Source organism: Deltaproteobacteria bacterium (assembly GCA_009692615.1).
In the GTDB taxonomy this organism is placed as follows: domain Bacteria; phylum Desulfobacterota; class Binatia; order UBA9968; family UBA9968; genus DP-20.
The window spans coordinates 13,568-29,375 of the sequence record SHYW01000020.1 but is presented as its reverse complement, the minus strand read 5'-3'; the positions used below and the strand labels follow the sequence as shown (position 1 = coordinate 29,375).

Below are 15,808 nucleotides of genomic sequence, written 5' to 3'. Positions count from 1 at the left end.
ATCTTAAACGGCGAAAACAATTGACCGACCTCTCGATCCTTTGATAGTAGCGAAGTGTCGGACCAACGTTAGGAGTAACTAATTGATGAAAAATCTATCGATATTTCTCTCGATGTTAACCGCCGTCGTCGCGCTTGGGCGAAATAGCGGAGCAGCAGAGAAATTGGTGGCGGGATATTCGTCGATCAGCCCGGCTGAATGGACATTGGTCAGCGCCGCCAAAGTGAATCTATTCGAGAAGTACGGACTCGATGTCAGCACCGTTTATCTGGGCGGTAGCACACGCATCGTGCAAGTGATGATCGCCGGCGATATCCAGATCGGTCAGATCGGCGGCACAGCCGCCCTGTTTGGCAAAGCCGCAGGCGTCGACATGGCGTTCATCGCGACGACGATCAACAGCATGGCCGCGCAGGTGATCTCGCGCCCGGAAATCAAAACCGTCGCCGATCTCAAAGGCAAAGCCCTCGGCGTTACCCGCCGCGGCGCCAACACCGACTACTGGGCGCGCTTCGGCCTCACCCACCACGGCCTGGTGCCCGACAAAGACGTAAAGATTCTTTACACCGGCGGCCTGCGCGAAACTTACTTGGCGCTGCAGCAGAAACAGATTTCCGCCGCGACCATGGGATTGGGCAATTCCTTCGGCAAGATGTTGCAGCGCGAAGGCTTCAACACACTGATCGACGTCTCCAAGCTCGGCGAAGATTTTCCGTTCAATGGTATCGCCACGACCAAAAGATATTTGCAGAGCAAACGGCCCGTCGTCGTCAACTTCATGAAAGCCTATCTCGAAGCGATCAAGTGGAACCTCGACAACAAAGCCCAGTCAAAAAAGATCTTGGCGGCCTACACCGGCGTCAACGATGACGAGCTGTTAGAAATCGCCTACGACGTTTACATTCTGAAAATCCGCAGCAAAGTCCCCTACCCGGTGAATAAAGGCTGGAAGACCCTGATCGACTTCACCGCCCGCGATAATCCGAAAGTCAAAGATGTGAAAGCCGAAGAGATCCTCTATGACAGTGTCATGCGAGAATTCGACGAGAGTGGGTTTGTGAAGAGTGTGGGGCTAAAATAGACAACGGGACAGAGTCTCGGTCAATTCCCAATAAACGATAGTCCCGCGGCTGAGCCCGGTCTAAAGCCGATGGTGGGTACTCCAACAGACTGCTCAGACTTCTTGATGCCGCCTAACGTTAAGTCGAATGGATCGTCTGGACTGGGCGTCTTCACATTGTACCGAAGTCGGATGCATCCTTTGTTAGGGATCGCCGCGCTTGGGGGAGTTGCGGTTTCAAACCTCTTGTTTCCAAAACCCACGCACGTCCAACTGTGCCCAGGTTTTACCCTTTCCAATTCCTGAGACCAGCCCAACGTAGTAAGTGGACCAACAGCTTCTTCAGGAACATATGTCGTGCCGGAGTAACTGAGAATTATCTCACGCCATTCAAAACTGTAGTCACTCACCTTCGTTTCAAAATAAAAAGTTATGTTCAATGGCATACTGCCAGTAGCATCGCTCCCTGCACCGACTGGGAATATCGGCAAGACTGGTCCCGGAAATAACACCGGTACACGCCCATTAGCCGGTTTTATGGAAAGGGATAGATCGCCAACGTGAAAAATCCCGTCATCGTCCAAGCGGAATGAGCTTTCCGAGTTAACTTCCAATGTCGGGCGACTGATTCTTACCACACCGCCCACCGCACATGCAGAAAACCAGAAAAGAATAACTGACAAGAACGGTATGCGTATCAAAGCAACATCCAGTTCAATATATCGAACACAATCTACGATCTTCTTCCCAGAGTTTCTCTTCACTCGACGCTGCTGTTTCGAGATCCTCCGGTGTCGATTCTCCGTCATCCACCCACCGCCGCAGCAGCTCGCTCCCACTGATCACATCAATGGCTAGCCGGTCTTTTTCGTATTCATAAGGAAAGTCGCGCCACAGTTCATAGTCCGGCCGCAGCAAGCGCAGCGCTTTGAACGCCAGCGCCATCAAGCGCCAAGGCTTGAATAGATCGTGATCGTAGCTCGGATCGTCAACATGGATCTGGATGCCGGCGCAGAGCTTGCCGGCGTGTTTGTGAAAGGTCGGTTCGAACCAGCATTCGCGCAGGCGGCAGCCGCGCAGCCAGTCGGGCGCCAGCGCTGCCATCTTCGCTAGCAATTTTCGCGGCTCTATGTCCGGCGCGCCGAACAGTTCCAGCGGCCGAGTCGTGCCGCGCCCTTCTGACAATGTCGTGCCTTCGAGCATCACGGTACCAGCGTAGCAGCGCGCCATTGATAAATTGGCAGCGTTGGGGCTGGGATTGATCCAGCTGCGTTCGGCCAACGGCCAGCCATAGCCTGGAGCGGCCGCGGGATTCCAGCCTGACATCTTGATGACTTGGCAATCGACATTGAGATCCAAAGTCTCGACAAACCAGCTCGTCAATTCCCCGAGGGTCATCCCGTGACGCATCGGCAACGGTCCAGCGCCGACAAAACTTTCCCATCCCGGACGGAGCAACAAACCTTCCACCGGCCGGCCCGCAGGATTGGGCCGGTCGAGTACCCAAACCGTTTTCTTGAAATGAGCGGCCGCTTCAAGAACATAGCGCAAGGTCGTGATGAAGGTATAAATGCGACAGCCGACATCCTGCAAGTCGACGAGCAGAGTATCGAAGCTATCCATCATCGCCGCCGTCGGCCGGCGCACTTCGCCGTAGAGGCTAAAGACTGGAATCCCATGCACCGGATCGTGAAAATCCGCCGACTCGACCATGTTGTCCTGCTTATCGCCGCGCAGCCCATGCTGTGGACCAAAGGCTGCGGTCAACTTGATACCCGGCAGTGCAGCCAACGCATCGAGAGAGTGAGTCAAATCGCGCGTCACCGAAGCAGGATGCGCGAGCAGCGCGACGCGCTTGCCGACAAGCGGCTTACGCAACGCCGAATCTTCTATCAATCGATCGATGCCGAATTTCATCGTGAGTCTATTTTAAGCGCTCTGTTCAGGAAGTACGAGTTCTAAAGCGAAGGAATCGGCATGATGAAAATCCGGCTTGTCCGCGGGGTGCTTCAATGCCCAATAGGAAAATTTGCCGTCCCTGGACTCTATCACCGCTGACAAGCCGATGCCCAGCTTTGCTGCTTCCTTCAACATCGGCAAAGGATCCAGCGGGATCGTTACAAAAACCTCAATCGCTGTACCACCGGATTGAACCGAAAGAATTGGCGACCAGCGCTCGTCATCGAGCAGAGCGCGCTCACGATAACCGCGAAATGCGTAGACTGCCCACTGGCGCGATGGTGCGAAATTAAATTCGTAGTAGGCGGGCGCTTCTCCACACCGCAGAAAAGTTTCAAAGCAGGTGTGTTGCCATAAAAGGTCGCTTCGTTGTGGTTGACCCAAGGGTGGAATGACAAGTTTCTCGATGTCACCCGACAGGAAATATTGAAGATCAAGTCCGCTCGCGGTCCGCCGCAGCCGAACCGAGACCTCCATGATGCCATCACCCGGCGCTTGATACGGCTGTAGACGACAAACAGTTTCTTCTTCGCGCTTCACTTAACTGCGAATTATGCCTCAATTGCCAGCAAACATGAACTCCCATGCCGATCTTCTTGACAGCCCATGGCGGCACGACTAGAACCAATGGAACCACCTTGTCGATTCCTAAGGAACTCCATGGCAAAACATCCATACCAAGGCCTCTCGTTAGATTCGGCCGAACTCAAAGAGCTCAAAGCCAAAGTCGTCAACGCTTGCTTGATCCTCGATGAGCAAGGCATCACCGACGGTTTCGGCCATGTCAGCGCGCGCGTGCCGGGCCATGACGCGCTGATCACGATTGCCCAAGTCAGTCCCGGCTGTGCGGCCCTCGACAAACTCATCTTGTTGGACTTCGACGGCAACTACTTGGGCGGCGCGCAACCGGCGCCCTACGAATGGCCTATTCACGCCTGCATCATGAAAGCGCGCGCCGACGTCAACAGCGTTTGCCACACCCATTCGAAATGGAGCGCGCTCTTCAGCGTGCTCAAAAAAGGTCTGCGGCCGGCGCATATGTATGGCCGCTTTCTGCCGGTGAACGGCGCGCCGATTTATCCCAACGCCGGCCTGATCACTTCGGTCGAGCGCGGCGATGCGCTAGCCGGCGCTTTGAAAGACGGCGCGGCGGTCTTGCTGCGCGCCCACGGCGACGCCGTGGTCGGCACCAGCGTCGAGCAAGCGATCTTGCGCACGGTACAGCTGGCGTTTCTCGGCGAGCTGGCGCATCTCGCGGCGGTGCACGGTGGGCCGGATTACTTGACCGAAGAGGAACTCGCGACCTTCGCCGGCGACCGATCTTTTCCAGCACGGCCGTGGGAATATTTCTTGAGCCGGCTCGGCGCTCGGCGCGTTTGACAGGCTGGTTAGCGACGCATAGATTCGCGCTCAGGAGTATTCATGGCCGCCGCCCGCAAAGACATTCCAACGATCGATTCAGCGGAACTAAGAGAACTGACGGACAAGCTCATCACCGCCTGTCACATTCTCGATCACGAAGGCGTGACCGACGGATACGGCCACGTCTGCGTGCGCGTGCCGGACGCCGACGCGTTTATCACCATCGCCAATATCAGTCCCGGCGCGGTGACGCGCGAGCGCTTGATCATGCAGGATTTCGCCGGCAACCATCTCGACGGCGCGACCACTCCGCCCAACGAGTGGCCGATCCACGCCTGCATTCTCAAAGCTCGGCCGGAAATCGTCAGCGTCGCGCATACCCATTCCAAATGGAGCACGATCTTCAGCGTCTTACCGATCAAGCTCAAGCCGCTGCATCATTATGGCAAGTTTCTCTCCGCTGACGGACCGCCGGTTTATCAAGGCGTCGGTTTGGTGCGCACCATCGAACGCGGCAACGAATTGGCCGACGCGTTGGGTAACGGCCCGGCGGTGCTGATGCGCGCCCACGGCGACGCCGTGGTCGGCGAAAGCATCGAGCAGATGATCGAACGCACGACTAGGCTGGCGATGTTGGGCGAGTGGAATCACTTGGCGCTGCTCCACGGTCAACCGAAATATTTGAGCGCCGAAGAACTTGAAGTGTACAACGCCGACCAACGTTTTCCCCTGCGCGGTTGGGAATATTTCGTCGGCCGGTTGAATAGAAACAAAAGTACATTGGAGTAATGGACCTCATCCAACACTCCTGTAAATAAAAACCGAAACTAGGAGGAATCACGCAATGGCCACATCCAAAGAATTCGTCGCTCAGCTCAAGAAAGACATCCAAGCCTTTCCAAAAATCCGCATCGAACATCCGTTCTTGAAAGCCGTCTGCAACGGCACCGCGACGATGGATCAGATTCGCGCCTGGGCGATTCAGGACTATCAGTTTCGCGCCGTTGTGCCGCGCATCTGTATGCTACGCTACTTGGCATGCACCGATCCGGAGATCGCGCAAAAACTTTGGGGCGTGGTCGAAGAAGAAACCCGCGGCATGGACACCGGCACCGCCGGCCATAACGAGCTGGCGATTCGCTTCGCCAATTCCATCGGCCTCACCCAGAAACAGTTGGAGAGCGCCGAGCTGCGTCCGTCCACCGCGGCGCATCTATATTATGTCGAATTGATCATCCACACCTTGCCTTGGTTCGTCGTCATGTCGATTCAGATCGGCGCCGAGGGAACCTTCGGGCCGGCGGCGGCAGCGATCGGCAACGGTTTGCTGAAAAACTACAAGATGAATCCCGACGACGTGCGTTTCTTCACCGTCCATGCGGAAGCCGACGAAGATCACAGCAGCCTGGCCGAAGAGATCGCGGTGAAATATCTCCACTCGCCGGCGCTGCAAGAGCAAACTTACAAAGCGACTTTTCGCCGCATGGAACTACTCTACGACATCTGGTCCATCGACGGCTACGACAAATAGAGCAACGATTCGGAATCGGATTGTTTAACCGCAAAGTGCGCAAAAAGCGCAAAAAAAAGAATTCGGAAATGTAGGGGCGACCGGCTGGTCGCCCTATTTGCCGCACGCCGCAATGCAAAATCAATGGAACAGCTGACTTTAGGATTCATCTCCGCCTTCAACGAACGCGTCGAGCCGCTGATGAACGGCACCATCGAGGTCGAGGGCGTGGTATTGATTCCCACTTACTCTCATCCGGCCGAAACTTTTTGGCGGCAATTAAAATTTGGCGAGTTCGAAGTGGCGGAGATGTCGATGTCGTCGTTCTTGATCGCCCGCTCCCAGGGCGCCGACATGATCGCCCTGCCGGCGTTTCCCAGCCGCCGGCTGTTTCAAACCGAGCTTTCCTATCACGTCGACTCGGGGATCACGAAACCGGAAGATCTCGCCGGTAAGCGGCTTGGCGTGGCGGAATATCAGCAGACCGCGGCGTTATGGATCCGCGGTATCCTCGAACATGATTTCGGCGTCTCGCAATACAAAATTCACTGGTACATGGAACGCAGCGAAGAGATGAGCCATGGCGGCGCCACCGGTTTCAAACCGCCGGCGGGAATATCGTTTAGCCGCATCGAAAAGAGCAAAAGCCTGGCCTCGACGCTCCAGGCCAACGAGTTGGACGTCGCCCATGTGTCGAGCCCATGGGTGCTGCAAGCCAACGCCTTGGATCGTTCCAGCCGCATCACCGGCAAGGGTGACTGGAGCAAAATCAAACCTTTGTTTCCTGACCGCATGGCCGAAGGCGCGCGCTTCTATCGAAAGCATGGCTTTCTGCCGGTCAATCACGCCTACATCATCCGCGGCGACATCCACAGCAAATATCCCTGGCTCGCCGAAAAACTATACGACGGCTTCATCCGCGCCAAAGCGGCCGCCCAGGCGAAGTTGGTGGAACAGATTCCCAGCGCGCTGATCTTCGGCCAGGAGTATCTCGCCCAGACCCGCGAACTCATCGGTGCCGATCCGTTCCCTTTCGGCATCAAAACCAATCGCGCCATGCTCGACACCATCACCGGTTATTCCCACGAGCAAGGTTTGACGCCACGCCGGATGAAGGTCGAAGAACTGTTCGCCGAAAGCCTGCTCGACACCTAGAGGAAAGCGCCATGGCAAAGCTTCAATTGGGATTTATTTCCAACTTCAACGAGCGCGTCGAGCCGCTCATGCGCGGCATCGTTCAGGCCGAAGCGATCAAGATCGTGCCGACCTATTCGCATCCCTCCGAGACCTTCCTGCGCCAACTGCGTGACATGGAGTTTCCCATCGGTGAGATGTCGATGTCGTCTTATTTGATCGCCCGCGAGCGCGGCCTCGACATGATCGCCCTGCCGGTGTTTCCCAGCCGCCGGCTGTTTCACACCGAGCTTTCCTATCACGTCGACTCGGCCATCGAGAAGCCGGTGGACATCGTCGGCAAACGCATCGGCGTGAGCGAGTATCAGCAGACTGCGGCGCTCTGGCAGCGCGGCATCCTCGACCATGACTTCGGCGTGTCGCAGTACAAAGTCCACTGGTACATGGAACGGACTGAAGAGATGAGCCATGGCGGCGTTACCGGCTTCACGCCGCCCAAGGGCATTTCGTTCAATCGAGTGCCGCCGGATAAAAGCTTGGCGTCGATGTTGGTGAATCGAGAACTCGACGTCGCGGCGATCAACAGCCCAGTCAAGCATAGTCCTACGCAGCTCGGCCGCTCGCATAAAATCACCGGCGCCGACGGCGACTGGAGCAAAATTAAAATGCTCTTTCCCGACCGCATGGCCGAAGGCAAAAGATTTTTCGCCAAGTGGGGGTTTCTGCCGGTCAACCACGCCTACACCATTCGCGGCGATATCCATCGCAAATATCCTTGGGTGGCGTTCAACTTGTATAGCGGCTTCGTAAAAGCCAAGGAACATTTCAACGCCAAGTTGGCCGACAGTATTCCTTCAGCGCTGTTCTTCGGCAAGGAATATATTATCAAGACCCAAGAAATGTTCGGCAGCGATCCCTTTCCCTACGGCGTCAAGGCCAATCGCAAGCTGCTGGAAACCCTCATCGAGTTTTCCTTCGAGCAGGGACTGATCACGAAAAAGCCCCAGATCGAAGAACTGTTCGCCGAGAGCACCCGGGATTTGTGAGCCAATCAGCGGATCATCCATGAAAAAAGCTCTGCGGGTTCTTCTACTAATTTTCAGCACCTTGCATGGGTTCTCCAGCGTCAATGCCGCGGCGGCGTTGAAAACCGTCAACTTCGCCGCCAACACGCCGACGCTAAACGGCACGCTACCGCTCATGATCGCTCAAGACTTTGGCTTTTTCGCCGCCGAAGGACTCGACATCAAGGTGGTACTGATCCGCGGCGGACCGACCGCCATGGCCGCGCTAGTCGGCGGCGCCGTCGACTACACGCTGGTCGCCGGCGTCGCGGCGGTGCGCGCCATCGCGCAGAACGCGCCGATGACCATTATCAGCGGCCTTCAGCCTTACATGGATTACACTCTGCTCGGCGCCAGAGGCATGAACAGCGCCGCCGACTTGAAAGGCAAAGTCGTCGGCGTCACCGGTCCGGGCGGCATCGCCGAGTTCGCCGCCGTCGAGGGCTTAGCCAAAAAAGGTCTGGTGCGCGACCGGGATTACAAAATCCTCTACGGCGTCGGCAACAGTCCGGCGCGCGCCCAAGCGCTGGAAACCGGCAAGATCCAGGCTTCGCCGTTTTCCTTCCTGGAAAAATTGGACCTCGAAAAGAAGGGATTTCCAGTCCTCTTCGACATCGGCAGCGTCATGCCGGGGTTTCCCTTTGTGGTGATCGTCTCGAGCAAGCAGAAAACCGACAACGATCCGGAAGGCGTGGTAGCGATGCTGCGAGCCATCAAGCGCGGCTTGGATTTTCTCGCCGGCAATCGCGAGAAAGTCGCCGACGCCGTGATTAAGCGAAACAAGTTCGGCGAACCTGCCATCGTACGCCAAGTGATCAATCAGTTCGCCGCGGTTTATTCGCTCGCCATCGCGAAAGACGATATCGACGCGCTGATCGCCGCCACGCGCATCGAAGCAGAAGCGAAAAAACTCGGCGGCGCGGACAAATTTTTCACCCGGCAGTTTCTCAACAAAGCGCTGGGGCAGAGCCGATGAAGGCAAGTCTAGCGTCTAGGGTCTGGAGTTTTGGGTTGAAACGCTATAGACGCCAAACAATCATGACGGGGGAATAAACCATGGCTCAAGACCTGGAACTCAGCCTTCTACTCGCCGACTATCACCGCACCCAGCCGATCCTCTCCGGCCAAGTCAGCGCCGAAGGCATCAAGTTTACCACCGCGCAAGCGATTCCCGGCGAGGCCTGCATGCGCCCGGTTTACGAAGAATACGACATCGCCGAGATGTCGCTGTCGTGGTACGTCATGGCCCGCGCCAAGCGCGAACCGGTCATCGCCTTGCCAATCTTTCCGCTGCGCATGCAAATCCACCCCTATATTTTCTGCTCGTCGGCGGCCGGCATCGAGCGGCCCGAGGATTTGAAAGGCAAAAGAATCGGCATGGATCAATACCGCCTCACCGTCGGTCTGTGGGCGCGCGGCATTCTCCAAGAATTTTACGGCGTGCATCCCGAAGATTGCCAATGGTTCACCTCCGAGCCCGAGTCGGAGGATGCCGGCTTTCAAGCGCCGGCGAACGTCAGCATCACGATGGCCAATCAGTCCACCGAAGCGATGCTCCTGCGCGGCGAACTCGACGCCCTAATCCCGCCCAACATCGTGCCGTCCTTTCGCAACCAAGACCCGCGCATCCGCCGCCTCTTCAAAGACGCCCGCGCCACGGTCAACGACTACTTTCGCAAAACAAAAATTTTCCCCATCACCCACACTCTCGTGGTGCGGCAAAAACTATTCGACGAGCAGCCTTGGCTGGTTTCGAGCTTGATGAACGCTTTCAGCGAAGCCGAAGCGCTGTGCCGCAAATCCTACGAGTATGCCAAGCGCTCGGCGTTTCCCTCGGCGGTGCTCATCTTGGAAGACGAGGAAGAATTGTTCGGCAAAAATCCTTGGGCACACGGCTTAACGCCGGAGAACCAAGTCGTGTTGGAAAAGTTTGTCCAGTACGCCAACGAACAGGGATATATTCCGAATCGCCCGGCGCTGAGCGAACTGTTCGCGCCGGTGGGAAGCTGAGCGCCGAACCAAACTCCAGCCGCCACCTCACCCCAGGGCGAATGTCATTCGCCCTTACCCGGAATGTTTTTTGCGCCTTTTGCGGTTAATCTCTTTCCCGGATTAACTTTGCGTCTTTTGCGTTCTTTGCGGTTAATCAATCCGCAGCCGATTCACGGCAGCTTATAGCCCAGCTCCTTGGCGACCTCGACGGCGAATCTTGGGTCGGCGACTTCGTCGAATGAAATATTTCGCTCGGTGAAGCGACCCTCGGCTTTGATCGCTTTGATGATGTTAGCGATGCCTTCGGGCGTCGGAATGCCGGTGTCGTTGAAGCTCGCCTCGACGACCTTGAACGTATCCGCCGCCGAGTCTTTGTCCATCTTCAAAACGCCGATGATCAACGCCAACGTGCGCCCACGCGATGCCAACATCATGCGCTTGCCGATTTGCAGCGCGCGGATGATGCGCTTCACTTCGTCGGGACGCGAGCGCATCGTCCGCGTCATCGCGGTCAGACCGCCGGACGCCATCTCCACCAGCGAACCGATATTGAGCACGCGGAGAAAGCCGCGCCGCTGGGCGTGAAACATGGTCGGCGGATTGAGCGCCGCGGCATCGACGAAACCGGAATCCAACGACTGCACGAGATTGCCGCCCGGCACCGACACCGCGGTGTAATCTTTCGGCCCGATACCGCGCTTCTCGAGAGCCAAAGCTAAAGCGACATGGCTGGTGCCGCCCAAACCCGAGACGCCGATTTTTTTGCGCCGTAGATCGTTGACGCTTTTGAATTCCGGCTTGGCCATGAGCCAATAGGTGATGCGATTGGTCGAGGACCAAAGCGCGCGCGAATCCAGCCCGCTCAAAGTCGCGCTGATGCTCGCCGGACCGATGCCCGATTGATAATCGAGATCGCCGGAAGCCAGCGCCGCCACGGCAGCCGACGAGCGCATGAGAATCACTTCGACATCCAAACCCTGCTCTTGAAACAGTTTCCATTCCCGCGCCGCCACCAACGGCAGCGCGGAATAACTGAGCGGCGCGTTGGAGATGCGAATCTTGCGCCGCTCCTGAGCGACAGTGTCATTCGAAGCTAAGAACAGGAGCCACGCGGCGAGCAGACATGGCCATCGAAAAATCATCTCTTGAGCATGGCCAACTTCTGCATGGCGTCATGGACCAGCTTCACTTCGCCCTCGGGCACCGGGATCTGCGGCGCGCGCACCACCATGTTGTCGAGCAAGCCGGCGAAGTAGGCGGCGACTTTATAGCGGCTGTGTTTATAAACGTTGGGCGCTTTGTAGACCGCCGCTTCGAGATCCCAATTGATCTGATGCAGCCGGCGCGCGTCTTCGAGATTGCCGTCCTGCACGGCTTTGAAAAGATCGCAGCAAAACTGCGGCGCGAAATTGGCGAAACCGGTAAGCGCGCCGTCGGCGCCGGTGACGAAGTGCTGAAACAACGACGAAGTGGCCAGCACCGAGACATGGCGCGGCAGCGCGCGCATGCCGCGCAGTACCTGCTCGTAGCGGCGGATGTTAGCACCGCTGGCGACTTTGACCGCGGCGACCGATTCGACTTCCCTGGCGATGCGCACCGCGGTGTCCGGTGTGTAGCCGGAAGTCACCGCCGCCGGATAGTGAAAAATGGTAATTGGAATTTCCACGGCCTTGGCAACGTCGTGAAAATATTGCACGGCAAATTCCGGATTAATACGCGAATCCCAGTCGTAAACATGAGGCGGCGTGAGCATGATCGCCGCCGCACCGGCCGCCTTGGCCTCCTGGGTTTGTTGAATCGCTTCCCTCGTCGACAACGCTTCGACGCCGGCGACGACATGCTGGTCGGCGCGAATCTCTTCGCGAATAATTTCAACGCAGCGCACCCGCTCTTGCCGGGTCAACGTCGCGCCCTCGCCCGCGCCGGCGTTGCACACGATCGCGTTGATACCCGCGGGCGCGGCTTGGAAGCGAATCAACTTGCGCAAGCCCGCTTCATCGAGATCGTAATTGTCTTTGAACGGCGTCACGTTGGCGGAAAGAATCCCGGATAGTTTTAGAGTCATGGCAACCTCGCGGAGAAATTTTGTTTAATGTGCTGATTACAACTGCGGATACAAGCCAGCCAGCTATTTTGCCGCGGCCTTCAGGTAGCGCGCGAAAAACGACTTTACCTCGCTCACGGCATCATCCCAAGCCTTGGGATCGCCGCCGGTGGTCGCGCCGCGACCGGTCGGTGCATTGGCGTTGATCCGGGCCGGATCGTAGCGCGCGGGGAAATTGCTGTCGAAGGCATGATGCGCTCCCGGATAAACTTTGATCGACACGGGCAACCCGACTCGTTGGGCGATCTGCGTCAAATTGCGGCAGGGTTCCGCCGGGGTCCAATCGTCATTCTCGCCGATTAAGATCATCAACGGCGCCGTCGCTTGGTAGCCGCCGCTGTAGGGCGCGCAACCAGGGTAGAGCGCCACCGCCGCACTGAACCCCCGGCGCTTCTCTTGGGCAAGTGGATCCTTGGGTCGTTCCGGAGCGGTGATCGTCGACAATGTCGTCGAACCGCCATGGGACCCACCCATGATGCCGACGCGCGAGCCATCGACATAGGATTGAGTCCGCAAATAAGCCAACGCCGCATAGGCATCGAAGGCGCGACGCCTTGGGGCAACGGAGTTTCGGCTCGGCGATGCGTCAGTACAAACACCGCCGGGGTGGCCGCGTGTCGAGAAGCTATCCGGTATGACGATGACGTAACCATCCTCCACCAACTCTCGAGCCCACCGCAATGGCGCACCGCTCGAACGCGGCCCGAGCCCGCTGCAATCATGCATGATCGCGACAGCCGGGAACGGCCCAGCGCCATCCGGTTTCAGCAGGGTAAAGGGAATCTGCTCCAACGCGCCATTGGGCGCATTGGTCGGCAGCATTGAATTAGAGGTCGCTGCGACGCAGCCCGCGAACAACACACAGCTCAACACCGCAACCCTAAAAGCCCATTGCATGATCGTTATTGTCCCGCTTACTTCGTCGAATACAAGCTATTGAAAAATCCGTTCTGCTCCAGGCCGCGCAGGATCGAGCCGTCGATTTGATCGTCCACTGACAGTGGCCGCAGCTGCGGCTCGCTTTTCTCCAGGAAGGCTTTGATCAGCGCGATACCGGCCCGATTCGGATAGGGCACCCGCGGAACGTAGTTGAGATACGTTCTTTGGGTTTCTTCCTGCACCAGTGGATCGTCGATCTTCAACCGCTCTTTGATGACCTTCTTGGAAAACGGCAAATCGTTCTTGAATACCGCGATCGCCTCGCCCATGGCGCGCACAAAGTTGCGCGCGATCTCCGGATTCTGCCGGAGAAAAAATTTGCGCGTCACCACGCCGGCGGATTGATAGTCGGGAATGATTTCTGCCAGATCGACTAATTCGCGAAAGCCTTCCTGCTTGGCCACCGCGAGAGTCGGCAACGAGATCGGCCCGCCGAAAATCTTCTTGCTCTGCATGCCGGAAAGAATCGGCGGCACGCCACCCATTTGAATAATCGGCACATCGGTTTCCGGCCGCAGCCCCCATTTATCCAGAGCCAAGCGCAACAGCGCATCAGTAACCGAACCGAAACGCGTGATACCCATCGCCCTTCCCCTAAGATCCTTGGGTTCGCGAATCTCCGGCCGGACGATGATCGAGAACGGCGGCTTGGTGACTAAACCAACGATCATCACCGTATCGCTGCCCTGCGCATTGACCCGCATCACCGGCTCGATCCCCTGAATCCCAAGCTGCGTCGTCCCGCCGAGCAATGACTGCATCGCCGGCGAACCGGCGACGTAAATCAACTCGACGTCGAGTTCGTACTTGGCGAAAATCCCCTTATCGACGGCGATCCAAGGAATCACCGCGGAACCGGAGATCGAACTGTAGGCGACACGGAGCTGGGTCTTGGCGACCGCGGCAAATCCTTCGGTGCTCGGAAGCACGATCATGAATGTGATGAACCACCATACTATGATCTTGATTTGGATCATCTTGATTGGACTTAAACCGTCGCGGCCGCGGAACTAACCTACTGCATTCATGATCTTGCCGCCAACTTCGACCGGTTTGGCGTCGATCAGCACGAATGCTATCACGCAGGGCTCAGTGCCGCGATTGATCCAGTTGTGGATCGTGCCACGTTGCACCAACACGTCGCCTGCCTTCAGATGAACAATCGAGTCATCGAGTTCCATGTCAATCTCGCCGGCCATCACGACGGCATAGTCGATGGAATCCGTCCGGTGGTTGCGCGGCGCGACCCCTGGACCGAACTCGACTACGCGAAAGACCGTGCCGTTGTTCAAAGTCGTGCCGACCTGTCTGAGTCCCTCGTCGGCGTCGCCTGTGTTGTTGACAGGAAAAGATTCTGTGGTCCAGACCACACAGGCCGACCATCCCGGCCGGCCTGAGACACGATTTTGGGAGACTTCGTCGATCTTGACGACGGCCCGCCCGTCTGAATCATGTCCGGTGACCACTCGTCGTAGTTGAAGCGGCATTGTCATTCTCCTTGGTTAGAACTCGGCAACAATACTGTCATGCGGATCGGCGCCTGCGCCGCGAAATTTTTGGCCTCGATCCAGATTTGCTATTGATCGCCTGCCGCTGAGGCGGAGTGTGCATGAAGCCATACAGGGCACCGATTCACTGCACCTGCGTGCATTGCAGATCGGCGCCGACGGTCAGAGGTCCCGTGTAGAACTTCTTCAGTTCAGCGATGGCAGCATCAAGATCGAACTGACCGATGTGACTGACAATCAGTCGCCCGACGCCAGCGTCTCGGGCGATGCGACCAACGACCGCGGGTGAAGCGTGAATAGGATTATCATTTGCGACAGTGTTGAGATGCATGATCAAGACATTCGCTCCCCGCGCAAACTCGATGAACCTTGGATTGGTTCCGACCTGATCGGAGCTGAATACGATCGACACATCGCGCGTTTGCACGCGGTAAGCCAGGGTCGGGATGAGGCCGTGCGGTATTCCCAACGCGGTCACGGTCACTCCCTGCTGGTTGAACACGGTCGACGGTTCCGCTTTCGTCACATCGACGACACCGACATCGAGACGAACGCCGCCTCCCGTGCCGCCCAGCGTGCCACCGAGCACTTGAAAGGCGCCAATTTTCTGATCGAAGAGGCGGCTGAGGAATGTCGGAAAGGCCGGCACATCATCGTTGCCGGAAGGACCAACGATCGGCAACGTATCCTTGCGAATATTCTGGCTCGTCCACAAGATGGCGGAAAGATCGGAGACGTGATCGGGATGCAGATGGCTGATCGCGACCAGCGACAGATCGCTGAGCTTTGCCTGGGACTGGCCGAAGCGCAAGAACGCCCCGCCGCCGATGTCGACAAGAACTCTCGCCTGAGCGCCGATCCAGAGGAGATAACTGGTTGACGCGCGCTCGCGGTTGATCGCGGGTCCACCAGAACCGAGGATCTGGACTGCTACCGGACTCCCAGCACAGCTTTGAGCCAACGCGCTAGGTGGAATGGAGAAAAGGCCGAGCAAACTAATGATTGCAAATCTAATCATCGCTGTACCTCTTTCAGCCGACGAAACTTTTTGGCCATCGTGCAAAATTGCCTGTCAGCTTTATCGGTAAACCGCTAACCTTTCTGCCAATCAAAAATCCAAAGCTGCCGCAATATCCACCGGCGGCCCCGACTTATCAACGTTGCGCGGTCCACGAA

16 protein-coding genes are annotated in these 15,808 nt (G+C 57.2%); 8 read left to right on the top strand and 8 right to left on the bottom strand.

Translation table 11 applies throughout. The annotated features are described in order from the left end of the window. Positions 1-85 precede the first annotated feature (85 nt). Positions 86-1,081, top strand: coding sequence for an ABC transporter substrate-binding protein (locus EXR70_06975; protein ID MSP38217.1), 996 nt, complete (start codon positions 86-88; stop codon positions 1,079-1,081). A 693-nt stretch (positions 1,082-1,774) separates the two neighbouring features. On the opposite strand, the gene EXR70_06970 is transcribed toward EXR70_06975, so the two are convergent. Next, positions 1,775-2,977, bottom strand: coding sequence for a DUF1343 domain-containing protein (locus EXR70_06970; GenBank protein MSP38216.1), 1,203 nt, complete (start codon positions 2,975-2,977; stop codon positions 1,775-1,777). 12 nt (positions 2,978-2,989) lie between these two features. Beyond that, positions 2,990-3,559: a DOMON-like domain-containing protein gene (locus tag EXR70_06965; protein ID MSP38215.1), complete on the bottom strand. Its 570-nt coding sequence runs from the start codon at positions 3,557-3,559 to the stop codon at positions 2,990-2,992. 66 nt (positions 3,560-3,625) lie between these two features. On the opposite strand from EXR70_06965, the gene EXR70_06960 reads away from it, so the two are divergent. From EXR70_06960 to EXR70_06930, 7 genes are all read left to right on the top strand, one after another. Then, on the top strand, positions 3,626-4,399 hold the full coding sequence (locus tag EXR70_06960) for a class II aldolase/adducin family protein (GenBank protein ID MSP38214.1): 774 nt from the start codon (positions 3,626-3,628) through the stop codon (positions 4,397-4,399). A gap of 42 nt (positions 4,400-4,441) precedes the next feature. Further along, the gene (locus EXR70_06955; protein ID MSP38213.1) at positions 4,442-5,170 is read left to right on the top strand and encodes a class II aldolase/adducin family protein; all 729 of its coding nucleotides are present in this window, start codon (positions 4,442-4,444) and stop codon (positions 5,168-5,170) included. 55 nt (positions 5,171-5,225) lie between these two features. After that, positions 5,226-5,912, top strand: a complete 687-nt coding sequence (locus tag EXR70_06950) for an iron-containing redox enzyme family protein (protein MSP38212.1) — start codon at positions 5,226-5,228, stop codon at positions 5,910-5,912. Positions 5,913-6,035: 123 nt separating this feature from the next. Next, positions 6,036-7,046 carry a hypothetical protein gene (locus EXR70_06945; protein MSP38211.1) on the top strand — a complete coding sequence of 337 codons (1,011 nt, stop codon included), beginning with the start codon at positions 6,036-6,038 and terminating at the stop codon, positions 7,044-7,046. 11 nt (positions 7,047-7,057) lie between these two features. Further along, complete coding sequence (locus EXR70_06940) at positions 7,058-8,071, top strand: hypothetical protein (GenBank protein ID MSP38210.1); 1,014 nt, start codon at positions 7,058-7,060, stop codon at positions 8,069-8,071. Positions 8,072-8,090: 19 nt separating this feature from the next. Continuing rightward, positions 8,091-9,065: an ABC transporter substrate-binding protein gene (locus EXR70_06935; GenBank protein ID MSP38209.1), complete on the top strand. Its 975-nt coding sequence runs from the start codon at positions 8,091-8,093 to the stop codon at positions 9,063-9,065. Between the two features lie 80 nt (positions 9,066-9,145). Further along, the gene (locus EXR70_06930) at positions 9,146-10,099 is read left to right on the top strand and encodes a hypothetical protein (GenBank protein ID MSP38208.1); all 954 of its coding nucleotides are present in this window, start codon (positions 9,146-9,148) and stop codon (positions 10,097-10,099) included. Positions 10,100-10,251: 152 nt separating this feature from the next. Here EXR70_06930 and EXR70_06925 read toward each other — a convergent pair whose 3' ends face one another. The 6 genes from EXR70_06925 to EXR70_06900 all read right to left on the bottom strand — a co-directional run bounded on the left by EXR70_06925 (position 10,252) and on the right by EXR70_06900 (position 15,650). Then, positions 10,252-11,223, bottom strand: coding sequence for a hypothetical protein (locus EXR70_06925; protein ID MSP38207.1), 972 nt, complete (start codon positions 11,221-11,223; stop codon positions 10,252-10,254). After that, positions 11,220-12,146, bottom strand: coding sequence for a dihydrodipicolinate synthase family protein (locus EXR70_06920; protein ID MSP38206.1), 927 nt, complete (start codon positions 12,144-12,146; stop codon positions 11,220-11,222). Before EXR70_06920 ends, EXR70_06925 begins: the two co-directional genes overlap by 4 nt. 63 nt (positions 12,147-12,209) lie before the next feature. Further along, positions 12,210-13,082 carry a dienelactone hydrolase family protein gene (locus EXR70_06915; GenBank protein MSP38205.1) on the bottom strand — a complete coding sequence of 291 codons (873 nt, stop codon included), beginning with the start codon at positions 13,080-13,082 and terminating at the stop codon, positions 12,210-12,212. A gap of 17 nt (positions 13,083-13,099) precedes the next feature. Continuing rightward, a complete protein-coding gene (locus EXR70_06910) occupies positions 13,100-14,101 on the bottom strand; it encodes an ABC transporter substrate-binding protein (protein ID MSP38204.1) in 1,002 nt (333 codons plus the stop codon). 33 nt (positions 14,102-14,134) lie between these two features. Further along, on the bottom strand, positions 14,135-14,611 hold the full coding sequence (locus EXR70_06905) for a cupin domain-containing protein (GenBank protein ID MSP38203.1): 477 nt from the start codon (positions 14,609-14,611) through the stop codon (positions 14,135-14,137). 145 nt (positions 14,612-14,756) lie between these two features. After that, complete coding sequence (locus EXR70_06900; protein MSP38202.1) at positions 14,757-15,650, bottom strand: MBL fold metallo-hydrolase; 894 nt, start codon at positions 15,648-15,650, stop codon at positions 14,757-14,759. Positions 15,651-15,808 lie beyond the last annotated feature (158 nt).